17 protein-coding genes and 3 pseudogenes are annotated in these 21,709 nt (G+C 68.4%); 6 read left to right on the top strand and 14 right to left on the bottom strand.

Going from position 1 to position 21,709, the window contains the following annotated elements:
• Window positions 1–290 precede the first annotated feature (290 nt).
• From ACFUO4_RS40515 to ACFUO4_RS40505, 3 genes are all read right to left on the bottom strand, one after another.
• A complete protein-coding gene (locus ACFUO4_RS40515) occupies window positions 291–1,868 on the bottom strand; it encodes a hypothetical protein (RefSeq protein WP_383494834.1) in 1,578 nt (525 codons plus the stop codon).
• Window positions 1,759–2,697 (bottom strand): hypothetical protein, encoded by a 939-nt coding sequence (locus ACFUO4_RS40510; protein ID WP_383494831.1) that lies wholly within the window; start codon window positions 2,695–2,697, stop codon window positions 1,759–1,761. The genes ACFUO4_RS40515 and ACFUO4_RS40510 overlap by 110 nt, the downstream gene beginning before the upstream one ends.
• Before the next feature lie 456 nt (window positions 2,698–3,153).
• Window positions 3,154–3,996, bottom strand: coding sequence for a helix-turn-helix transcriptional regulator (locus ACFUO4_RS40505; RefSeq protein ID WP_383494828.1), 843 nt, complete (start codon window positions 3,994–3,996; stop codon window positions 3,154–3,156).
• A gap of 186 nt (window positions 3,997–4,182) precedes the next feature.
• Here ACFUO4_RS40505 and ACFUO4_RS40500 point away from each other — a divergent pair.
• Window positions 4,183–4,418: pseudogene (locus ACFUO4_RS40500) on the top strand (Atu4866 domain-containing protein).
• A complete protein-coding gene (locus tag ACFUO4_RS40495; protein WP_383494825.1) occupies window positions 4,415–5,275 on the top strand; it encodes an oxidoreductase in 861 nt (286 codons plus the stop codon). The pseudogene ACFUO4_RS40500 and the gene ACFUO4_RS40495 overlap by 4 nt, the downstream one beginning before the upstream one ends.
• Window positions 5,276–5,289: 14 nt before the next feature.
• Here ACFUO4_RS40495 and ACFUO4_RS40490 read toward each other — a convergent pair whose 3' ends face one another.
• Together ACFUO4_RS40490 and ACFUO4_RS40485 are read right to left on the bottom strand one after the other, a co-directional pair.
• Window positions 5,290–5,826 carry a DUF6924 domain-containing protein gene (locus ACFUO4_RS40490; RefSeq protein ID WP_383494822.1) on the bottom strand — a complete coding sequence of 179 codons (537 nt, stop codon included), beginning with the start codon at window positions 5,824–5,826 and terminating at the stop codon, window positions 5,290–5,292.
• Window positions 5,714–6,490 carry an alpha/beta fold hydrolase gene (locus tag ACFUO4_RS40485; protein ID WP_383494819.1) on the bottom strand — a complete coding sequence of 259 codons (777 nt, stop codon included), beginning with the start codon at window positions 6,488–6,490 and terminating at the stop codon, window positions 5,714–5,716. The genes ACFUO4_RS40490 and ACFUO4_RS40485 overlap by 113 nt, the downstream gene beginning before the upstream one ends.
• 54 nt (window positions 6,491–6,544) lie before the next feature.
• Between ACFUO4_RS40485 and ACFUO4_RS40480 the strand changes: the two genes are divergently transcribed.
• Complete coding sequence (locus ACFUO4_RS40480) at window positions 6,545–6,958, top strand: MarR family winged helix-turn-helix transcriptional regulator (protein WP_383494816.1); 414 nt, start codon at window positions 6,545–6,547, stop codon at window positions 6,956–6,958.
• Between the two features lie 36 nt (window positions 6,959–6,994).
• Here ACFUO4_RS40480 and ACFUO4_RS40475 read toward each other — a convergent pair whose 3' ends face one another.
• A complete protein-coding gene (locus ACFUO4_RS40475) occupies window positions 6,995–7,606 on the bottom strand; it encodes a GNAT family N-acetyltransferase (RefSeq protein ID WP_383494813.1) in 612 nt (203 codons plus the stop codon).
• A gap of 165 nt (window positions 7,607–7,771) precedes the next feature.
• Window positions 7,772–7,942, bottom strand: a complete 171-nt coding sequence (locus tag ACFUO4_RS40470; protein WP_383494810.1) for a hypothetical protein — start codon at window positions 7,940–7,942, stop codon at window positions 7,772–7,774.
• A gap of 570 nt (window positions 7,943–8,512) precedes the next feature.
• On the opposite strand from ACFUO4_RS40470, the gene ACFUO4_RS40465 reads away from it, so the two are divergent.
• Window positions 8,513–10,363 (top strand): M1 family aminopeptidase, encoded by a 1,851-nt coding sequence (locus ACFUO4_RS40465; protein WP_383494807.1) that lies wholly within the window; start codon window positions 8,513–8,515, stop codon window positions 10,361–10,363.
• A gap of 11 nt (window positions 10,364–10,374) precedes the next feature.
• On the opposite strand, the gene ACFUO4_RS40460 is transcribed toward ACFUO4_RS40465, so the two are convergent.
• Window positions 10,375–10,623 carry a putative quinol monooxygenase gene (locus ACFUO4_RS40460; RefSeq protein ID WP_383494804.1) on the bottom strand — a complete coding sequence of 83 codons (249 nt, stop codon included), beginning with the start codon at window positions 10,621–10,623 and terminating at the stop codon, window positions 10,375–10,377.
• 511 nt (window positions 10,624–11,134) lie between these two features.
• Here ACFUO4_RS40460 and ACFUO4_RS40455 point away from each other — a divergent pair.
• Window positions 11,135–11,944 (top strand): DUF6585 family protein, encoded by an 810-nt coding sequence (locus ACFUO4_RS40455; protein WP_383494801.1) that lies wholly within the window; start codon window positions 11,135–11,137, stop codon window positions 11,942–11,944.
• 46 nt (window positions 11,945–11,990) lie between these two features.
• On the opposite strand, the pseudogene ACFUO4_RS40450 reads toward ACFUO4_RS40455, so the two are convergent.
• Window positions 11,991–12,227: pseudogene (locus tag ACFUO4_RS40450) on the bottom strand (amino acid permease); the annotation flags it as partial.
• 181 nt (window positions 12,228–12,408) lie between these two features.
• Here ACFUO4_RS40450 and ACFUO4_RS40445 point away from each other — a divergent pair.
• Entirely contained in the window at window positions 12,409–13,506 is a 1,098-nt protein-coding gene (locus ACFUO4_RS40445; protein WP_383494798.1) for an isopenicillin N synthase family dioxygenase, read from the top strand.
• Between the two features lie 694 nt (window positions 13,507–14,200).
• Here ACFUO4_RS40445 and ACFUO4_RS40440 read toward each other — a convergent pair.
• The 5 genes and pseudogenes from ACFUO4_RS40440 to ACFUO4_RS40420 form a co-directional block, all read right to left on the bottom strand.
• Window positions 14,201–17,263, bottom strand: coding sequence for an FG-GAP-like repeat-containing protein (locus ACFUO4_RS40440; protein ID WP_383494795.1), 3,063 nt, complete (start codon window positions 17,261–17,263; stop codon window positions 14,201–14,203).
• A 376-nt stretch (window positions 17,264–17,639) separates the two neighbouring features.
• Entirely contained in the window at window positions 17,640–18,278 is a 639-nt protein-coding gene (locus ACFUO4_RS40435) for a hypothetical protein (protein WP_383494792.1), read from the bottom strand.
• Window positions 18,279–18,445: 167 nt separating this feature from the next.
• A pseudogene (locus tag ACFUO4_RS40430) lies at window positions 18,446–18,640 on the bottom strand (hypothetical protein); the annotation flags it as partial.
• A gap of 647 nt (window positions 18,641–19,287) precedes the next feature.
• Window positions 19,288–20,865, bottom strand: a complete 1,578-nt coding sequence (locus ACFUO4_RS40425) for a sensor histidine kinase (RefSeq protein WP_383494789.1) — start codon at window positions 20,863–20,865, stop codon at window positions 19,288–19,290.
• A complete protein-coding gene (locus ACFUO4_RS40420) occupies window positions 20,862–21,614 on the bottom strand; it encodes a response regulator transcription factor (protein WP_383494786.1) in 753 nt (250 codons plus the stop codon). Before ACFUO4_RS40420 ends, ACFUO4_RS40425 begins: the two co-directional genes overlap by 4 nt.
• Window positions 21,615–21,709 lie beyond the last annotated feature (95 nt).

Here is a 21,709-nt window from a genome sequence, read left to right as displayed (position 1 = left end):
CTGGCCTGGGAGTTGGCGTCGTGCGCTCATCCACGTTATGCAGACCTGCCGCCCGCGTTCGGACGGGTCTTGCGCTCGGCGGGGGGCGGTAGTCGGACCTCGTCAGCGTTCCGACAGCGCCTCTCGAGCCCGGTGATACCACCCCCAGGTCATCCGTTCGACAGGGGGACCAGTCATGCCGGGCCCGGAGGCCAGCGGTCCTCTTGCGGGACTGCGAAGGAGATAACGGGGGAGCGGGTACTCCCGCTGCACCCATCCGGCCTCACGGGCCCTCGATGACGAGCGGCACGTCAACCCCGCTGGGACGGGAGATCTGGGAGGAGGGGGAGTAGTTGCGCCCGGATGCGCAGCAGCTGTGCGCGGCGGGACTCTCCACGGGAAGCCGCCGCGGACGATGCATCAACCACGGGAAAGGTCACGACGTTCGGCTGCCAGGAGCTGTCGAAGTGGATCACGCCTCGCAAGGTCGTGGTCCCCGGGCCACCGGGGGAGGCCCGCGGCGGTGAGGCGGGTAACCATGAAGAAGAGGCGTACGGGCGCTCGTCGTCGGGGGCCGCGGCCGCGCGTTCCCTGAACGCTTCGACGGCGGCCTGCCGGAAACGGGCGTACTCCTCGGCGCAGTCGGCTGCGGAGGGGAGGAGCAGCAGCACCCGGGACGGCGGGAGGAGACGTACGGCCTCGGTCAGCTGCCAGAGGGTTTCCGGCGCCGTGCCGATGGTGGGAATGATGACCAGATGGCAGTACGGCAGCGCGGTGGTGAGGGTGCGTTTCCAGTCGTGCGGAGGCAGCGGCAGTCGGGCCAGTTGTGGGGGTGGGGGTGTCAGGTCCGTGATGTGGCCGACGCGGAACAGCGCCGGGGCGTCGAACACCGTGTTGAGGTCGGTGTCCAGGGGACCTTCCCATACGGACTGGGGGACGGGGTCGTCGGGATGCGGGCGGAGGTAGAGCACGCAGGGTTCGCGGGCGAGGTCTCGCGGAACAGCGGGTTGCAGTCGTAACTGTCGCATGCGGTGGTGGTCCTGCTGTGACCGGAGCCAGAACCAGTACGCCGTGAGTGCGCCGATCGCTGCCACGGAGAGCATCTGGCCGCCGGACCGCACACGGAACAGACCGACCGTTGTCCCGGTGACAGTGCCCAGCAACCCTGCCAGTCGCACGAGCCAGCGCAGTCCGAAACGCCTGCTTGTCATGTCGATGTCTCGGTCGGTCTGCACGACCGCCAGCATCCTGGTGCGCAGCACGAATCCCGCCGACCACACACGTGTTGTGCGGAAGGGCTCCAACTCCTTGGTCGCGGTCAGGGCGTGACGGAAGGGGCGGGACGGGGCGTTGACGTACCGCATATGTGTGTCGCGGTACCACCGGAGGACGAGGACGCCCAGACCCCGGCGGCCAGGCCAACGTACGACGGACTCGGTGGCGACATACGAGTCCGCGACGGCGTCGATGACCGGGTCGGTGGAGGCCGGGGCATCGCCCTCCCCACGATCGTCGCCGTGTGAGCGGACCTGCACGGCGTCGCGGCTCATGCCCCGAGCAAGAGCGGACACTCTGCCCAGTCCGGTGACGATGGAGGCCAGCAGGACAAGTACGGCACACTTCTGCGAGAGAGCGATGTCGTTCCATCGCACAACCAGGAGAACCGTGATGAAGCCGACGAGCAAGGCGGTGGGCAGCTTGAGATGCCAGTGATAGCGAATCCTCGCCGGCTCGACGGTGGAACCCGGCAGGTCTTGCTCGAACGCGTCCAGCCACGGATCAACCTGTGTGCGCACCGTCTTGCGCCAGCGCGCGTACGGCGTGGGGCCGCGCTGCCCGGTCGGGTCGAAGTGCACGAACTCTGCCGTCCAGTCGGAGCGGAAGCGCACGATCCCGTGCAGGGGAAAGCCCTTCCTGACCTTCTGCGGGCGTTGGGGCTCGGGCCAGTCGGGAAGTACCGGCGGCGGGGGGGAGCGTCTTGCCGCACGCCGCCAACTCGACGGCGCGGTCAGCGAAGTACTCAACGGCGCTGGTGCGGAAGCGCTCGTAGGCGTCGCGTCCGCCACAGGCGATCAGCAGGACGCGCGAGGGCGGTAGTTGCCGTACGGATTCGGAGTACTCCCAGAGGGTGCCCCGTGAGTTGGCGGGCCCCGCACCGACGGCGGCGACGACGGCTGCCACGCGTGCCCGGCCGATGGCCCGGCCGACATCCTGTTGCCACTCCTCGCCTTCCGGAGGCAGGTAGAAACGGCGGGCTCCGGGGAGTGGCAGTGGCTCACCGGGGCGCCCCACGGCGACCACAGAACCGAAACGGCGCAGGAGTTGGGCCAGACGGCCCTCCCAGGTGCCGTCGAGGAGGCTGGGGTCCCGGTATCCGAAGGAGCTCACCAGCGAGGTGAGAAAGTGCGCGCCACCGGCTGGATCTGGACGCGACAGGGCATTGTCGACTAAAAAGGACCGCAAGTAGAGCACGTAGTCACAGTCTCCGGTGGGTCGCTGATCGCTCAGCCCAGCCAGTAGACGGGAAGTGACGCCCGTGTCGAGTTGGCGTTGCGCACTGACCACCATGACGAGGCTCACGGGCACGAGAACCATGAGTGGGATCAGGTAGCGGGGCGACGCTTCCTGCCGGAGGGCGATCACGATGAGCGACGGGACCGTGGTCAACAGGAGGGCGGGCGAGGCGGCGTTCCACATGCTCAAAATGAACAGTGCCACACCTGAGAGGCGGCGGGGCCGTTGCTGACGGCCTTCCCGAGATTCCGGCATAGCGCCATTACGGCAGATTCCGCAAGTGTCGCCAATGGGTCGGTACATCAAATGATGTCCGCACATACATCCAGTCAGTTCACGCCGCCACGGCCGACAGGGCAGCGAGGTCAACAGTCGCCGGTCGTAGCCATGTGGCTTCCGGGGCCCATGTCGGTCGTACGATGCCATATCTCCCGGTTGCGGCGGTCCGTGCTCTCCTAGGCCCTCATCCCGAGCACGTTGGCGAACGTCAGCGGTCCGTCCGTCTCCTTCCTGAGTGTGCGGACCTGAGGGAACGCCTGGTACACCTCTTCGTCTTCCACGGAGCCGTGCAGGGCAGATGGAACGGCACGCGTTCACCGTCGACTTCACACCTGCGGCGGATCACGGGGTGCGATGGGCTCCGCTGTGGCTGCCGCCGGTCTACTGTTCCGGGGCGTTCTCCCGGCTCCGGGTGGCGTGCAGACTCCCGAGCAGGGCCAGCGCCTGCGCGCTCGGGCTGCCCGGGGCGGCATGGTAGACCACCAGCTGCTGGCCCGGAGCGCCGCGCACGTCGAAGGTCTGGTAGGTGAGGTCGAGGTGTCCGACGTCGGGGTGGAGAAGTTCCTTGCTGTCGCGTGACTTTCCGTGGACGGTGTGCGAGGACCACAGGGCGGCGAACTCCTCGCTCTCCTCGGCCAGAGAAGCGACCAGGTCGTGCAGGCGACCATAGTGCGGGTTGAGGCCCGTGGCGTGGCGCAGTCCGGCGACGACCGCCTTCGCCGCCCGCTCCCACTGGGTGAAGAAACTTCGGGCGGCGGGATCGAGGAACGTCATGCGGGCCATGTTGTCCATGGCCTCGAACGGTGAGAACAGGGCGTCGGCCAGCGCGTTCGAGGCCAGGAAGTCGTTGGCCGGGTTGAGGACGAACGCCGCGGCGTTCGCATGTCCGTCCAGCAGCTGCCGCAGCGGGGCGCTCACCGCCCCTCTGGGCTGGGGGCGCTCCCCTTCCGGTGCGGTGCCTGCCAGGCGGAAGAGGTGCTCGCGCGCCGCGTCGTCCATCAGCAGCGCGCTGCTGATCGCTTCGAGGATCTGTGCAGAGGGACTGCGCTCGCGCCCCTGCTCCAGGCGGGCGTAGTAGTCGCTGTTCATACCGGCCAGGACGGCGACCTCCTCCCGTCGCAGCCCCGCCACCCGCCGGGCGCCGTAGGAGGCGAGCCCTACGTCGTCAGGGCGCAGGCGGGCGCGGTGGGCGCGCAGGAAATCTCCGAGATCGTTGTTGGTCACCGTCCCAGGCTAAGCAGCCCCCTGCCCGGCGTGCCTGGGTGCGCCGTACCCAGGCACGACTCGTCCTGGTGCCCGTTCCACGACCCGCCGAAGGTGGTGGTCACCACCCCCGAGAACGACAGGGAACGCATCGTGAGACACCAGTCGAACCCGCCGCAGAAGTCCACCGGGCAACAGAGCGGTGCCGTGGACGTGGTCGGGCTGTGGGAGACCGCGGACGCGCACATCCGCCAGGAGCTGCGCGCCGAGAGCCGCTACGACGACGCCGCGGCCAACACCGCAGCCCGTACACCGGCCGCTACGCCGTGACGGGCAGCCACCTCGACTACGTCGACGACATCGGCTTCACCGCCACCGAAGACATCCGCGACGGTGTCCTCTTCCACGGGCACCTCGTCCTCTGCAAGGAGCAGCAGGCATGACCGACACGGCCAGGACGATCCTGATCACCGGCGTCAGCAGCGGCCTCGGCCGCGCCTTCGCCACCGCCGCCCTGGATGCCGGCCACACCGTCGTCGGCACCGTCCGCAAGGAGGCAGATGCAGCCGCCTTCGCCGCCCTGCACCCTCAGCGCGCACACGTCCGCATCCTCGACGTCACCGACGACGCGGGGGTCCGCGCGGCGGTGGACGGGGTGGAGCAGTCCGTCGGCCCGATCGACGTACTGATCGCCAACGCCGGATACGGCCTGGAAGGCACCTTCGAGGAAACGCCCCTGGCCGACCTGCGCGCCCAGTTCGACGTCAACGTCTTCGGCGCCGCCGCCACCGTCCAAGCCGTCCTGCCCCACATGCGCGCACGCCGCCGAGGACACGTCCTGGCCGTCACCTCCATGGGCGGCCTGGCGAGCTTCCCCGGCGTCTCCGCATACTGCGGCAGCAAGTACGCGCTCGAGGGCATCCTCGAAGCCATCGGCAAGGAAGTCGCCCCGTTCAACATCCACGTCACCGCCATCGAGCCCGGCTCCTTCCGCACCGACTGGGCGGGACGTTCGATGATCCGCGCACCGCGGACCATCCCCGACTACGACGACCTGTTCGAGCCAATCCGCGCCGCCCGTCAGCAAGCCAGCGGCCGACAGCTCGGCGATCCTGCCAGGGCAGCAGCCGCTGTCCTGCACATCCTCGACACCCCCAACCCGCCCGCCCACCTCGTCCTCGGCTCCGACGCACTGCGCCTGGTCCGCGCCGGACGCGACGCCGTCGACCGAGACCTGAACGCGTGGGAGGACCTCGCCCGCTCCACCGACTTCCCGCAGAGCAGCACCACCAGCGGGTAAGGGCGCCCTCGGCTTCAGAAGGACCGGAAGATCCCCTCGGGATCGTCGTGAGCCCATGCCGCGAACTCCTCGAAGCCCAGGTTCCCAATGCTGAGGTTCGCGTGGACTTCGTGGAGTCTTGCGGGTAGGACGCGGAAATCGCCACCGAACTCGGTCAGTTGTTCGTAGTCCTCGTCGTCCAGGCATTCCCCCCGCGTCAGCGTGGTGACGGCCAGCAGTGGGTGGCTCTTGGCCTGCATGGTTGTACGGTCGGCAAGAAAGACGACGGCCAGGCTGTCGTCGCCGCGGACCGCCGCGAGCACCTCATCAACGGTCGCCCTTGGCCAGTCCGGAACATTGATGAAGTGGACGTCCGCCTCGTACTGCCTGTCTCCCCAGGGCTCCATCAGCGCTGCCGCCACGTCCTGCCACGCCTGGTCGTCGAGGTAGTCGGTTCTGTCAGGGCTGTGCCAGGAAAGCGTCGATGGCTGCCCAGGTCGCGTCCGGGGCTTCGAGGTGCGGGAGGTGCCCGGCTTTCGGAATCTCGGCGAACTGCGCGCCGGGTATCGCATGGGCGACGGCCCGTCCGTATGCGGGTGTGACGATCCGGTCGCTCTCGCCCCACACCACCAATGTCGGGACGTTCACCGCAGCGAGCCGGCCGAGCAGCGTCGGGTCGCTCATGCTCGTGCCGGCGACGGCGGCGATCGTGCGCTTGTTCGCCTGCTGGATCGCGCGCTGCTCGTCGGTGAGGCCGGCCGGGTCGACGTATCCGCGCTCCGGGTCGTGCCAGGCGGCCTCGGCGAGGGCGCGGGCGTCGAGGGCGAAGAAGTCAGCGACGGGCTCGCCTTCGACTTCCGCTCCGACGCCGTCGATGACGACGACGGCTCCGATCAGTCCTGCGTAGCGCTGGTCGTGGGCGGACTGCGCCGCCATCTCGAGTGCGATCCACCCGCCGATCGAGGATCCGATCAAGACGACGTCATGCTCTTTGTTCTCGTGCAGGCGCGTGAGGTAGGCGGCCGCCAGCTGTGCGACGGAGGTGAGGGAGTGGGGGCGCGTTGTGCCGTCCCAGCCGGGATGGGTCGGCGCGATGGCGTGCATGGTGGCGGCGAGGTGCTCGACGACGGGCGCGACGGTCCGGGGCCCGCCCCCGCCGTGCAGCACGAGTGCGGTGCGGGATGCGGGCGGGCCGGCCTGGATGACGGGAAGGTCCTCGGGCAGGGCGATGCTCATGATGCTCCCTAGTGAGTAAGCATGTTGATATAAACTTGTTGATACACTAGCAGCATGACGACCGACCTGGAAGCTCTCGGACTGGCGATCAAGCGGGCGCAGTACCGCAACCACCGCACGATGGATGCCGCGCTGCGCGAGACCGGGGTCAGCCTCGTCCAGTGGGATGCCCTGCGCGCCATCGAGCGGATGCCGGGGGCCTCCGGGCATGAGCTCGCCGTGGCGACGTTCCAGAGTGATCAGGCGTTCGGCACCCTGGCGGGCCGGCTGGTGGAGCGTGGATTGATCGTCCGCTCCGCAGGCCACGGGCGACGCGTCGCGCACACTCTCACCGAGGCGGGGCACACCGCACTCGTCGAAGGCCGGCAGGTCTCTATCGGCGTACTTGAGGACCTCTTCGCACCCCTCGACGACGCGCAGCGCACCGAATTGCTTCGATCGTTGCGCAAACTCACCGAGGGCATGTGATCCGGCATCACGCGGCCCTTCAGGCCTGGACGCAGATCAGGCGGCCTGCCAATACGTGAAACCGAGCGACGTCAGCCCCTCGGACTGGCATAGACGATCCGAGGCGCCTCCGACTTCGGTCTGGAGGAGCTGGTACACGGCTTTGTGGTTCTGTCCCCAGTGCATCGCGGCGCGCCACAGCAGGCGTCCCAGCCCCTTGCCGCGGTGCTCGGAAAGGACACCGAAGTACTGTGGCATCAGTTGCGGGGTGCCGATCGCGTCGGGTCGGATCTCCATAGGGCCGATGGCGCCGGCCACCTTGCCTTTCACGACGGCTGTCAGGACGGGCCCGACGGTTCCTGCCTGCATCAGGCGATAGAGGAAGGCGAAGCCGTCCGCGGTCATCTGTTCAGCGAAGCCGGCGAAGGTGTCTTGTACGCCGGCCGGCCACTCACGCAAGAGACGGACAGGGCCATCAGGAGCCGGGCAGGCGGCCGTCTTGAAGTCCTGGAGTTGGATGCGCGTACCGCGCCCGTCTGCAACTTCCGGACCGGAGAAGCGCACGATCCGTGTCTTGGCCGCCCCGTGCTGGGCGGCTAGCTTCTGGGCCAGCTCGGTCGCCGCGAGCGCGCTGCCGGGCTCGGTGCCGTAGAGGTGGACCTTGACCATGCCGGCGCCGCGTCGGGACAGCGTGGGAATGAGCGTCTCGCTGGGTTGGTGGACGATGTCCTGGACGAGGACGGTCTCGTCCTTGCTGTCGGACCAGCGGATGTCCTTGTCGTAGGGCAGGAACCGGCGCTCGGTGGATGCCGCGATCAGGGTGTCCGTGAAGAGTCAGTTCGGGTTGTCGTCGCCGTCGGCCGCGCCGGAGTAGGCGCTGCCCTCCATCAGGGCATCGGCGTCCGTTTCGATGACGAGCGCCCTGGTTGCGACGAGCGTGGCTGACGCGGTCGGGCGGACGACCAGCGGGCGGTTGGCGAGGATCTCGACAGGTACGGGACTCATGCCTGCACCATCTCCTTGGTGTCTGCTTGCTGGCAGTAGGTCTTCCGGCGAAGACCGTCGATGCCCTCGGCCATGAGGTCGATCTGGTCATCGCGGCCGATCTTGCAGATCGAGACCTTGGCGTGAGGGTCGGCTGGAAGAAGGTGACGCCGACGTTGCAGCCCTGGGGACCAGTCGCTTACGCAGGTGCTCGGTGGACTGGACGAGCAGGGGCTCGTCGGCGCTGGAGAAGGTCGGCTGCATGGTGCTGTAGACGTGAGGGTCGAGGCCCCAGCTTGGACGAGGGCCACCTTGGCGTCGACCTCGTGGGCGTTGTCCTCAGTGACCACGACGGAGACCCGCGGGGGCAGACCGGCATGGCGGGCCGCGACCACCCCCTTGGTTCCGGCTCGCCGGATCCACGTTCGGTGTTTTGGCGTTCGAGCCGGTGTGCCCGTCCCCATCACCTCCTCGCGTGTGGCATGCTCGCGTCAATCGATGCACGCAGTCCACGACTACCCGCCGACGCACCCCTGCCGGTGGGTGGCCGCCGAGCAGACCGGGATCCCGGTCGCCGCAAAGGAGTTACGCGTGAGAACCATCCCCCACAGATCTGGCGCCGTGCGCGCCCTGGCTGTCGCCGCGCTGGCCGCCATGTCCCTGCTCCCTGCCCATCCGGCGTCCGCCGCCACCGACGCGGCTGCGGCCTGCACACCGACCCAGGCGGTCGTCAACGGCGGCTTCGAGAGCGGCACTTCGCCCTGGACACAGTCGTCCACGAGCGTGATCACCAGCCGTTCCGGCCAGTCCGCACACGGCGGCACCCGCTTCGCCTGGCTCGACGGCACCGGCGGCACACACACCGACACGCTCTCGCAGAGCGTCACGATCCCGTCCGGCTGCAGCACCGCTACCCTGACGTTCTGGCTGCACATCGACACCGCCGAGACCACCTCGTCCACCGCCTACGACAAGCTGACGGCGAAGATCGGCAGCACCACGCTGGCGACCTGGTCGAACCTCGACAAGGCCACGGGATATGTGAAGAAGACCCTCGACGTGTCGTCGTTCGCGGGACAGACCGTCACCCTCGCCTTCACCGGCACCGAGGACTCCAGCCTCCAGACCAGCTTCGTCCTGGATGACATCGCCCTCGACACCTCCGGCGACACCACCCCGCCAGCGGACTCGACACGGACCCCGGCCGCGCCGTCGTACACGGTAAACCTGAGCAGCAACATCTCCGGCACCGTCTGGACCGGCCACGAGAGCGCCACCTTCACCAACGCCTCCTCGACCGCGCTGAGCGAGGTGTACCTGCGCCTGTGGGACAACTACCACGGCACCTGCGACGCGATGCCGATCACGGTCACCAACGTCACCGGCGGTACAGCCGGTTCGCTCTCCGTCGCCTGCACGGCGCTCCAGATCACCCTGCCGACACCCCTGACGCAGGGTCAGTCCGCCACTATCGGCTTTGACTTGGGCATCACCGTGCCCAGCGGCGCCGACCGGTTCGGCCATGACGGCGCGTTCAACAACATCGGCAACGCGCTGCCTGTGCTCGCGGTGAAGGACGGCTCGGGCTGGCACCTGGACCCGTACACCAACAACGGCGAGTCGTTCTACTCCCTGGCCGCCGACTTCAAGGTGACGCTGGACCACCCGAGTTCGCTCCTGGTCCCGGCCACTGGCACCTCGACCGACACCCCCGGCTCCAGCGGGCGCACCGTCACCACGGCGACCGCGTCGAAGGTCCGTGACTTCGCCTGGGCGGCGGGCCCATTCAGCAAGATCTCCGGTACCTCGGCGGCCGGGACGGCCATCAACATCTACTCCGTCTCGGGCATCAGCTCCTCCGACGCGCAGTCGATGCTGAACACCGCCAAGACGGCCGTCGACGCACACGCCGGCCGCTTCGGGGCCTACCCTTACGGCGAGTTGGACGCGGTCATCGACAACAACTACTGGTTCGGCGGCATGGAGTACCCCGGCTTCGTCCTGGACCTCGTCAGCACCACCGCGCTCACCCACGAGATCGGCCACCAGTGGTGGTACGGCATCGTCGGCGACGACGAGTACAACAGCCCCTGGCTGGACGAGTCGTTCACCGACTACGCCACCGACCTCGCCCTCGGCAAGACCGGCACCAACTGCTGGAACAGCGTCTCCTGGGCCTCCTCGGCGGAGAAGATCACCAACTCCATGGCCTACTGGGACGCCCACTCGTCCCGGTACTCCACCGTCGTCTACGGCTACGGCAAGTGCGCCCTGCACGATCTGCGGCGGCTGATCGGTGACACGGCGATGACCAACCTGCTGAAGAGCTACGCGAGTTCACACTGGTACGGCGTCTCGACCACTGCCGAGTTCAAGGCGGCGGCCCAGGCGGCGACCAGCACGGATCTCACGTCCTTCTGGACCACGCACCGTATCGGCTGAACCGCCGAACGTCAGCCGACCGGGACGAGGAAGGTCAGCACCGAGGCGTCCTCCTTGATCAGAGGGGCGAACACGGTGTCGAACGGGCCGCCGTAAGGGCCCTTGAGGTGTACCTGGAAGGCGTCCTCGTCCCGGTAGACCTCATGGACGAGGTCGCCCTCCTCCGCACGCACCTCCTCGGCCTGGTCGAGGATCAGAGGGGCGACCTCGTCCTCCGCTCCCGCGCGGGCGATGAACTCGGCGAGCAGGGGCTTGGGCATGACGGTGTGTCTTCGTCATCGCCTCATGTCCGAGCCGTATCGGGGCCGGCGCTGCGGCCGGTCGTCCGCGTTCCCGAGCCTGTGGGCGAGCAGTCACACCCAGGAGTGGACGAGCTGGACTCGGCGACCACGACCACGCGACACTTCGACAACAGGGCTTCTTGGCTTTCGCTGGACTCGATATCCGCGAGCCACCGAAGAGGCCCTTCCTCCATGCACCCGCCCCGGACAACTCACCCGAACCCGGCCCCCGTTCGAACCTGTCCGACCGCGCGAAGGGATAGAGAACAGGCAGTTACGGTTTCTCCGTTAGGACCTCTGAGGTCGGCTTCGGCCACGGTTCCCCCGGGGCTGATCTTGCGATGACTGCGCCACCGTGACGTACCGCTCCTTCCCGTTCCTCTTCGCTCTCGCTCAACTCCTTGGCGTTCACCCATACTTGGATGCCTCGCCCGATACGGCGGCACACAGGGCCGGTCTGGGCGGACCGTATGCGAGGAGGGGGTTTCTCATGAGGGACGTCGGAGAGGCGCCGCGCTCGGTGCACGACGCGGCGCAGGAACTCGGCCTCGGCGTCCGCAAGGGGCTGGTGGCCAACTCCCCCAGGTCCCTCCCTTGGGCACCGCTGATCGGGCTGACGCTGGTGAGCGTGCTTCTGCTGACCGTGGCGGTGACCTTCGCCGTCAATGACCAGCGGACGGAGGGTGCCTGGTACTACTCGCTGCCGCTGCTGATCCTGGCGATGGTGCCGCCGGCGGTCCTCGTGTGGCTCCTGGTCGCGTGGTCGCACGGCCGCGACCACCAGAGGTGGATCGCCTGGTACGAGGGCGGGGTTGTGTACCACGCAGAGGGCTTCGAGACCCACGCGTTCCCGTGGGCGCAGATCGATTCCCTCGTTCGGCACGACGTCAAGGTCACCAACGGCGTTGTCAGCGCCACGACGCGCAAGCTGCACGTGCGGGCGACCGATGGCCTGTCGTTCACCGTGAGCGACGACGAATACGCCGGGATGGCGCCCTTCGCCGAGGGACTGACGGACATGTTCAGCCGTGTCCGGGTGGCGGAGGACGCTGCCCGTCTGGAGGCCGGCGCATGCCTGTGGTTCGGCGTCCTGGGCATGACGCTGGGCGGTGTGGGGCGGGAGGACAAGCGCATCGGCTGGGACGAGGTGGAGCGGATCGACGTCAAGCACGGCGATGTGCGGATCCACCGCCGGGGCCAGCTCACGGCCTGGCTCAAGGTACCGGCGCCCGGCTTCCCGAACCTAGTGGTCTTCCTGAACCTCGCCGACGCGTTGAGACGCTCGGCCTCCACCGGATGAACAGCCCGTCGCGGCGACATGCCGGCTGCGGGCCCGGGCCCACACCCGAAACATCACCGGCGACGAGGTAGGAGACGAGGACTGCGGGTCCCTCCGTACCGTCCGTCACTGTCCCGGACGGAGGGAAGGTGCCCGCACTGATGATGCCGCCTACGCCGATTGCGGTCGGCCGCCACAGCCCGAGAGACCGTTCCAGGCCGGTGCAGGCACCGGATTCCGTCTCCTCGTCGCTTTCGATCGGTTTGCGGCGGAGAATCCCCTCGCGCATCCGGAACCGGGCCATGCGCCCCACCTCTTCGCATTCGGCAAACGGGTGACGGCAGATCATGACGACTCCGGGACGCCTGGGACGGAAGACGCCGCGCAGATACCTGGTGGAAGCAAGTGAACTGAACGGCTGTTCAGTTCGTGGGCCGGAGTAGTTTGTCCCGCAACCACTGAGCGGAGTTCTCGGAGGTTTCAGAATGACCACTGACCCACATGCCCCGGCGCCCCTGCGGACGTTCCGGCTGCCGGCCGTCGTCGACGGCACGGATGCCGACCGCGCCCTCGGCCAGGAGCTCGTCGCCGCCTGGCAGGCCGACGGCATCTTCCAGGTCCACGCCACCCCCGCCCAACAGGAAGCCACCGAAAGGGCACTGGAGGCATCCCGGGCCTTCTGCCGCAGACCCCTCAAAGAGAAGGCAGGGTACGTCTCGGACCTCAGCTACAGCGGCTACGTGGCCTCCGGCGAGGAGGAGACGGCGGGGGAGCGGGACGGCTCGGAGATCTTCACGGTGTGCCCCGACATCCCGGCCGACGACCCCCGCGTCATCGACCAATGGCCCTGCCACGGCCCGGCACCCTGGCCCTCACCCGGCTACGCCCGCGCCATGAACGGCTACATGACGGCCGTCGGCGAGTTGGGGCACCGCCTGCTCCGGCTGACGGCTCTCGGCCTCGGCCTGGACGACCCCGACCACTTCACCCGGCTCACCGCGGACGGCTGGCACCACATGCGGGTCCTGCGGTTCCCGCCCGCCGACGCGTGCTCCGAACGCGGCATCGGCGCCCACACCGACTATGGCCTGCTCGTCATCGCAGCGCAGGACGACGTCGGCGGCCTCTACGTCCGGCCACCCGTCCCCGGTGAGGAACGCGGCCGCAACTGGCTGCCCGGCGAGTCCATGGCCGGCCGTTACGAACACGAGGAGCCGTGGACCTACGTCACCCCGGTCCCGGCCGTCCTCACCGTCTTCCCCGGCGACATCATGCAGTTCATGACCGGCGGCGCCCTCCTGTCGACCCCGCACAAGGTCCGCCTGGCCGACCGTGAGCGCTACACCCTCGCCTATTTCCACGAACCGGCCTTCAACGCGGTGGCCCGCCCGCTCGACACCGCGGACCCCACCGAGTACATCCACTACGGCACCCACTTCACCCGGATGTTCATGCGCTGCTATCCGGAACGCGTGACCACCGCCCGCATCGAGACGGAGGGCCGGCTGAAGGTGCTGGACCGGCTGCGCGAGGAGGCACTGAACCCCTCTGCTACGTCGTCTTCCGCATCTGCGGCTGGGTAGCGGCCAGCTGGGGGCGCCGCTGACAATCAGCTCAGGTGGTGACTGTTCTGTTCTTCGTCCGAAGCGGTGGTTTCGGTCGTGATTCACATGAACAGGACATGCCCGATGGCCACACCCACGGAGATCCAGCTTCGCGGCCACACGGCGCCGGTCTGGACCGAGGCCGAGGCAGGACTGTGCTCGCTTTGCTCAGCGAAGTGCAAGCGCTAGGGCAGTGGTGCGAATCCGCCGGACACCCGAATAACTGGGCGACCGTGCGGACCAGGCGGTCGAGCGCGAGACGCCCCTCCCAGCCCCACCTGGAACAAGCAGCCCGTGAACACCAGGTCATCGTCTCCGGACCGCTGAAGAGCAACCACACCCGCCAGCACCCCCGAGGCGAGGGCTTCGCCGGGGACGACTTCCACATCGACTACGGCAAGCAGCAGATCGCTGGCCCCAGGGACAGGTCAGCGCGGGCTGGCACGGCCCTTACCCGACCTCCTCGCCCACCGCCGCCCCGCTGATCGTGTTGGCGGCCAAAGCCGTCAACATTGAGCGCCTCGGCGACCGTCACCGGCTGAGGAAGCCCTGACACCCCGCCAGCCCACTGCCTTCCAGAACTACCTCGACCAGCGCGAGATCCCTCGCCTGAAGTCCTGGCGAACCCTGGGCAGTTGACTCCGCCGACGCCGAGATCCTCGACGGAGTCAAGCTAGTAGAGGTTCTTGTAGCCCTGCCAGCCGGTGGCGATCCTCACCCGTGCGCCGAAGGATCCCTTGCCGTCGCCGTTGTTGCGCCAGACGTTCCCCCCGCTGTCCCGCGAGACGAGGTCGGCCTTGCCGTCCCCGGTGATGTCACCGACGCCGACGATCACGTTGTAGGAGCCGCCCCAGTCGGAGAAGACCTTCGTGCGGGCGCCGAACGTGCCGGTTCCGGTGCCGTAGTACCGGTACAGGTTGTTCGACGTGTCCTGCGCGAGCAGGTCCCCGACGCCGTCGCCGTTCAGGTCCCCGGCGCCCACGATCTTCTTGTACGTCTTCCAGTTGTCGTAGAGCTTCACCCGGGCCGACAGCTGGCCGGTGTTGGTGCCCTTGTAGAGGTACACCGTCCCGGTCGAGGAGTTCCTCGCGATCAGGTCGGGGCGACCGTCGTTGGTGGTGTCACCGGGCGCGGTCAGCACGTCGTACTGGTTCCATCCGGACGTGCCCAGCGAGGTGTACGCCGTCGACGGCTTGAGCGCGGCCCCGCACGCCGGCTTGTAGGCGCGCAGGGCGCCGCTGCTCAACCGCACGAGGACGTCGTTGCAGCGGTCCCCGCTGAGGTCCCCGAACGGCACCGGCTTGGCCGTGGTCGGCCAGCCGCTGCCGCTCACCTTGCCGGAGAACGTGCCCTTGCCGGTGCCCTGCTGGAACGTCAGTGCGCCGGAGGAGTTGAGGGTGAGCAGCTCACCGAAGCCGTCGGACCCGACATGGTCGCGTCTCACCGCGGCGCCACCGGTCAACTTCAGTGAGCCGGTCGCCGTCGCCGGCGCACCTTGCCTGTCAGCCGGGGCCACCGTCAGCGTCCAGTTGTACGTGCCGTTCGGCACATAGGCGCCGTTCGGCGTCCTGCCGTTCCAGAACGTATGGATGGCGTCGTCGGCGGCGCCATCGGACAGCGTGCGCACCGTGGCCCCGGTCGCCTTGTTCCTGAGGACCAGCGTCCACGACGCGGCCGGCTTCGACAGCCACCACGTGCCGTCCCACGAGGACGACGAGTCCACCAGGCTGACCGCGGGCTCCGTCTTCATCCCCAGGAGCGCGATGTCCGTGGCGGGGACGCCGCTTCGTAGGACGTGGATGTCCTGGGTGGCCGGGTCCACGTAGCCGACCAGGCCGGTGTACGGATCGACGTCCCACCTTCCGGCCTTGGCCGCCAGGGTTCGGCTCACCGCGGAGCCGCTCGTGACGTCCGTGAGGATCAGCGCTGCGGACGTGGAGTCACGCGTGACCAGGAAGCCGTCGCCCAGGTGCGCCTCTGCGCCAGTGGGCACAGCGATGAGCGTCTTCCTGCGGGTGTCGTACACGAACGCCTGCTGCACGCTGCCCTGGGGAAGATCGCACGAGCCGGACCAGTACACCCAGCGTCCCACCGCCTGGAAGTTGCCCGGAGCGCAGCCGCTGCCGACCACGCGGAACGACGTGATCGGGTTGCCCGAACGAATCTCCGTGGCCGTGACACTGCCGTCCCCGGCCGCCGTCCACAGCGTTTCCCCCCACAGGGCGGAGGGCACCGCACCGGCTGCGCCCGTACGGGTCAGCACGACCTCCCGTGTGTCCAGATCCGCCACCACCAGGCCGTCTCCCGCGGGCGAGGGTCCATGCCAGGCCGCATACCGGCCCTCAACGTCCGCGAGGCCATGGTGGTCCTGGAGGCCGGAGGTCACCACGGTGCCGGGAAGGGACTGGCCCCGGTCCAGGACGGAGATCTCCCCGGCCGCGTTCCGGATGACCGCCCGGCCGTCACCCGTACCCATCAGATCGGGACAGCTCCCGTAGTCCCCGGCCATGACCCCACACCTTCGGGTCGCTCCCCGGTCCGTGCGCGCGCCCGCCGTCAGCGCCTCCGCCGTGGCCAGCGAGCGGCTGTACAAGTGCGTCGCACCGTCGCCGGACTCGTAGGTCATCAGCTCACCGCCGCTCAGGTCGAGCGACTCGATCCCCATGGGCACGGCCGGAAGGTCCACGATCCGGTGGACTCGGGGCAGGCCGTCGGCCCCCGCCTGCACCTTGGCGATGCCGTAGTCCACAGAGGACTCCCCACCGGCGAGGACCAGGCCGCCGTCGGGGGTGATGACGGTAGCGGGATCCGCCCGCTTGAACAGCGGCAGCTCCGCGGAGCCGTCGAAGGGCAGTGCTGACACACTCCAGTCGGACGAGCCGCTGCGCCGCGCGACGACGAGCGCGTCACCGACGACGCCGAGGATCGTGTTCTCAGAGGTGCGGGGGAACGCAACCTCGTGAGTGGGCGAGTCGTAGGAGCCCTTGGCATACACCCGTACCCGGGACGTGCCGTACCAGCTGACCAGGTAGTCGGATCCGACCACGGTGTCCGAGTTCGCCACCAGCGGAGGCAAGATCGTGGCCGCACCGGTCTCGGCATCCACCCAGGCGTAATGGAGGACATGGTCCGGGCCGTTGTAGTTGACGAGGATGCCGGAGGCGGAACCCCTGGGAAAGAAGGGGAAGACCGTCCCGTCCGGGAATCCGGTCACGGGCTTCTGCACCGTGCTGCCGTTCTCGTTGTGCAGCAGGAACAGCTGAGTCCGTTCCCCATCGGTCGACGTACTGGTCAGGACAGTACGTCCGTACGTCTGCAGATATCTCTGGCCTGATGGGATGGCCACGGTCTGCGTCGTACCGGTTCCCATGTCCCGAAGCAGGACCTGCCCACCACTGCTCTGGGTCGGGCGAAGGGCGACGACGTCCGAACCGGTGCCGTACGAACCCGCAGTGCGCGGCTCGAGTCCCTCGCCACCTTCCACGGGCTTCCGGCCGCCGTCGTAGCTGGTCCACCAGAGGCCGGAACCTTCGGCGGTGGAGCGGTACTCGAGGAAGCCGGAAGCCCCCGCGCTCTGCAGGTACGCCGTGCGTGGGGTTGTGCGCATGGTGGCCGGAACGATGATTTCCGTTGCGGTCTCCGCGTGCGCCGACGCCACCAGCGGCACGGCGGACACACAGAGCGCCAAACCGATGATCGTGGCAAGGGAGCCACGCATGAAGGTACGACGAGTCACTTGCTTCCCCTCCCGACGGAGGGCCCCATCCCCCCGAACAAGCGGGCGAACTCTAGCAGTTGTTCAAGACGGATGACCTTGCCGAGCCGGATACGGCATGACCGACGAGCCTGGAGCGGCCACCGGGTAGGTCCTGTAGGTACTAGTTCATCTGCAGAGCTGAAATACGGGCTCAAATGCAGAGGTGCGTACGAAGTTTTGGCCGGGTCGAGGACGTCAGGCCTCGACCCGGTCGTATGGGGTGAAGCCGCAGATTCAGGCGGTCGCTGCGTCGCCGCCGTCGATCGCGAAGATCTTGTTGCGAAGCCTGTAGCTGTTGCCGTTGATCACCAGTCCTCGCTGTTTACCGGTGGGCGGTTGCTGGTGTGGCCGGCCGTCAGTGGAGGATGCTCACAGCTCGGGCGATCACGAGGAGTGAGGTGAGCAGGGCGGAGACGCTTTGGATGCTCATCAGGAGCTTTGCGCGGGTCGACAGCGGCATCGTGTCGGTCGGGCTGAACGCCGTGGAGTTCGTGACTGAGACGTAGAGGTAGTCCGTGAGCGTGGGGACCCAGTCCGAGGTGCCGCTGGCGCCGTCGGCCACTTCCTGGATGGCGTCGTCGTTCTCGTCCTGCGAGAAACGGAAATCCGCCAGGGGCAGCGCCGAGCGGGGCACTTGGGTGCGGCTGACCGGGCCGCCGCGGTCCAGCTCCCAGTAGGCCAGGCCGAAGACGATGATGTTGGTGAGCCACACCTGTAGCGCCGCGATCAGCAGGGACCGGCCGTCCTTCACTCCGGCGTACACCAGCTCGTGTACCAGGATGCCCAACGCCACGAGATTGCTGACGGCAATGACCGCCACGAGCGTGAGAGACAGCACCCGGAACGCCTTCGTCTGCCGGGTCAGACGCTTCGGGTTGATCGCGATCAGCGGAATGAGCAGCAGGCACTCCAGGGCGGGCAGCACGTAGCGCGGAGCGATCAGCAGCCGTTGCGGCAGGAACAAGTACAGGGCGATCGCGGCGAGCGTCGCCACGACCGCAGGCAGCCGGGCTTCGCCCCTGCGTTCGTGCCGTGGATGCCTGATGCTCGCTTCCGCACGCGAACGCGCCATATCGACTCATCCTTCCGGTCGCCGCCACGGACAGCGCCACGACGGCCTGCATCCTTTATTGACGCAGGCCACCGGGCATCTCCAGCATCTACCCCGAATCCTGCCCTTCCTGCGATGGAGGCCGGGTCACCCGGCGCGCCGGGTTGTCTTCCCGGCCTGAGCGGGTACGTCGGCAGGACCTGCCGCCCCGCGCTCAAGCGACGCCGTCGAGTGCCGCGAGCGCGACGGTCTTCCCTCAGGCGGGTGGCGAGGAAGCGGAGGAGGCATAGCCAAGACCTGTGGATCGGTGTGCTGCGCTCTTCTTCCCATGCCGCGTCGCCGACCACGCCACCGTGCTGGCTGCGGTCAAGCCCTGAGGCCGTGTCCGGGGGCGGCCGGGCTCTCCATAGTGATGGTGCTGTAGAGGCTCTGTCCGGATTCGAGCGGACGGATGTGTTTGCCCTCTGGACCAGCCGGCCGCCGAGTGTGACCGTCAGAGTCAGGCCTCGGCCGCCCGTGGGGAGTTACCAGAGTCGGCCCTGTCAGGAGGATCGAGTGGGCCGCTCGGTTGCGCGCAGGGGAGGGATTCAGGCGGTTCCGTTGAGTGGTTGCCGGTGTACAGATGGTGGACGACGACATAGCCCGGCGATGTGGCGGAGCGCCGTGATCGTGGGGATGTGGTGTGCGGGCGGGTGTTGGTCAGGGGCGGCACCGCTGGACAGTGTTGTTTCAGTTCCTTGACGCGTGACGGGTAGTTGGGTCCTGCGCGGATGGCTCTGCGAGGGGTGAATGGGGGCTCCGTCGTCTGCGCGGCGTGGAGGGGGAGCTGTTCGTCTTTGTGGGTCGCGGCTGTTGTGCCCAGTCCGGGCCCGATGCGATCAGGGCCCACACGTCGGTTTGAGGCCGGAGCGTGAAGTGCTTCTTGTCGACGCGGGCGGCTGCGGTGCGGTCCTCACCGGCGATGCGGAGCGTCGTGAGCCTCATCGGCGTAGTCCTCCGGAGCAGTCGTGGGATCAGGCAGAAGCAGGCGGAATGTGCAGCCTTCCCCGGGGCGGTTGTCCAGGTCGAGGCGTCCGCCGTGGGCTGCGGCGATGGCCGCGGCGATGGCGAGTCCCAGGCCTGCGCTGGGTTCGGGACCGGTCTCGCAGACCGACTCCCTCGCCGGTTCGAGCGGTGTCGCACGGTAGAAGCGGTTGAACACATGGGGAGCCTCGTCGGGCTTGATGCCGGGGCCGTCGTCGGCGACTTCGATGACGCACACGGATGTGCCGGGCGGCAGCGTCCTGCCGCTGCCGACCTGCCCGGCGGCAGGCGCTGGCGTGGCGCCGATCCGGACCCGGATGCTGCTGTCGGCGGGCGTGTGTGTGCAGGCGTTGGACAGCAGGTTGCCCAGGACCTGGGCGAGTTGATGGGGGTCCCCGGAAGTCTCGACGATGTCGAGGTCACGCTCGGGCTCGGTGGGATGAGACGCGAGTGGCTCCAGGGTGATGGACCGGTGGGGGTGGCGTATCGCGGTGGTGGCGATGGCATCCGCGGTCAGGGAGAGGAGATCGATGGGTTCCCGGTGGGCTGCGGGTGAGTCGTCGAGCATGGCGAGGAGGAACAGGTCGTCGACGAGACGGCTCATGCGGTCGGCGTTGCGGGCGAGCAGGGCGTGCGCCTCGCGCCGCCGCGCGGCCGGCATGTCGGGTTCGTCCAGGAGGAGTTCGGCGAAGCCCTGGATGGCGGTGAGCGGCGTACGTAGTTCATGGCCGGCGTCCGCCATGAAGTGACGCAGCTGCGCTTCGGAGGTCTCCGTGCGGTGCAGGGCGGTCCGCAGACGGTCGAGCATGGTGTTGAGGGCCAGACCGAGCCGGCCGACCTCGGTGTCCGGGTGTGCCACGGGAACGTTGAGTTCGAGAGCGCCGTCGGTGATGTGCTGGGCGGTGTGCTCGACGCGGGTGAGGGGCCGCAGACCCAGGCGGACGGCGCCGTTGCCCAGGGTCACGACGCCGATAGCCACGGCGACGCCCAGGCCGAGGCTGAGCCAGAGGAGTTTGGCGGTGGCGCCGTCCACGGTGTCCAGGGGGAGAGCGACGACGGTGCGCATGTGGTCGGGACCGGAGTAGGCGATCACTCTCCAGCCGGATCCCGAGGCGTCGTCCTCGGCTGGAACGGTGCTCGGCCGACCGGCGGTCAGGTGCAGGTCGGCTGCCCGCTGCGGGAGCCGGGGGCCTGGGCCGTCGCCGCTGCCCAGGGAGGTGCGCAGCAGGTTCCCGGTCTCGTCGTAGAAGAAGACGCGGTAGTCGGAGGGCAGTGCGTCGTCGGGGTGCGGAGGTCGCAGCGTCCCGTCGTCGGCTATGTCCTCGTACACCCGGCTCGGGGGCCGGAAATGGGAGAGGCGGTTGTCCACCTGATCGGTGAGCCAGCCGCGGAGGACGGCCAGTCCGGCGAGCTGGCAGACGAGGACGGCGCTGGTGGCCAGCAGCCCGGCTATCAGGACGAGGCGGCTGCGCAGGGAGCGCGGGCGCAGCTGGCGGGGCCACTTCATCGCTCGGTCTCCTGCGCCCCGTCACGCGGCAGGCGCAGGCAGTATCCGACCCCCCGGACGGTGTGCACGAGCGCGGGTGGATCGCGGTCGATCTTGCGGCGCAGGTTCTTGATGTAGGTGTCCACGATGCGGGTGTCGCCGGAGAAGTCGTACTGCCAGACCTGCTGAAGGATCTCGGCCTTCTCCAGTACGCGTTCGGGGTGGCCGAGCAAGCAGGCCAGGAGGCGGAACTCGGTCGGCGACAGCTTGAGCGGGCGGTTGCCGCGCCGCACTTCGTGAGTGGCCTGGTCCAGAGTGAGGTCGGCGTAGCGCAGCGGCGGACTGGTGCCGGTCACGGAGGCGGGGGCGTTGCTGCGCCGCAGGATGGCACGGACGCGCAGCAGTACCTCCTGGACGTGGAAGGGCTTGGTGACGTAGTCGTCACCGCCGGAGCTCAGGCCGATGATGCGGTCCTCGACGCCGGTGCGGGCGGTGAGGAAGAGCACCGGCGTGTAGACGCCCTGGGCGCGCAGGTCGCGGGTGAGCTGGAAACCGTCGGTGTCGGGCAACATCACGTCCAGGACGATCAGGTGGGGGCGGCGGTTGCCGGCCTCGAACATGGCTTCCTGTCCGGTGGCTGCGCCGGCCACGGCGTATCCGGCCACGCTGAGCGCGGAGGTGAGCAGGGCGCGGATGCTGGCGTCGTCCTCCACGACCAGGACGGTGTGTCCGGAGGTGGCTGTGCGCGTGTGGCTGTGCTGGTCGATCACGTTCTGGCACCTCAGGAACTACAGGCACGGAAACCGATGCAGGGCGGGTCCTGGTCGGGCGGCGCAATAGTAGGAACAGAATCTGTGGATGAAGG

It is taken from the genome of Streptomyces sp. NPDC057280, from assembly GCF_042668605.1.
Lineage (GTDB): Bacteria > Actinomycetota > Actinomycetes > Streptomycetales > Streptomycetaceae > Streptomyces.
This window is presented reverse-complemented; position numbering and strand designations above follow the sequence as displayed.

Coding starts and splice junctions, on each gene's coding strand:
- ACFUO4_RS40495 (WP_383494825.1), top strand. CDS start 4,415: ATGACCGACACGGCCAGGACGATCCTGATCACCGGCGTCAGCAGCGGC.
- ACFUO4_RS40490 (WP_383494822.1), bottom strand. CDS start 5,826: ATGCGATACCCGGCGCGCAGTTCGCCGAGATTCCGAAAGCCGGGCACC.
- ACFUO4_RS40485 (WP_383494819.1), bottom strand. CDS start 6,490: ATGAGCATCGCCCTGCCCGAGGACCTTCCCGTCATCCAGGCCGGCCCG.
- ACFUO4_RS40480 (WP_383494816.1), top strand. CDS start 6,545: ATGACGACCGACCTGGAAGCTCTCGGACTGGCGATCAAGCGGGCGCAG.
- ACFUO4_RS40475 (WP_383494813.1), bottom strand. CDS start 7,606: ATGGTCAAGGTCCACCTCTACGGCACCGAGCCCGGCAGCGCGCTCGCG.
- ACFUO4_RS40470 (WP_383494810.1), bottom strand. CDS start 7,942: ATGAGTCCCGTACCTGTCGAGATCCTCGCCAACCGCCCGCTGGTCGTC.
- ACFUO4_RS40460 (WP_383494804.1), bottom strand. CDS start 10,623: ATGCCCAAGCCCCTGCTCGCCGAGTTCATCGCCCGCGCGGGAGCGGAG.
- ACFUO4_RS40455 (WP_383494801.1), top strand. CDS start 11,135: ATGAGGGACGTCGGAGAGGCGCCGCGCTCGGTGCACGACGCGGCGCAG.
- ACFUO4_RS40445 (WP_383494798.1), top strand. CDS start 12,409: ATGACCACTGACCCACATGCCCCGGCGCCCCTGCGGACGTTCCGGCTG.
- ACFUO4_RS40425 (WP_383494789.1), bottom strand. CDS start 20,865: ATGAAGTGGCCCCGCCAGCTGCGCCCGCGCTCCCTGCGCAGCCGCCTC.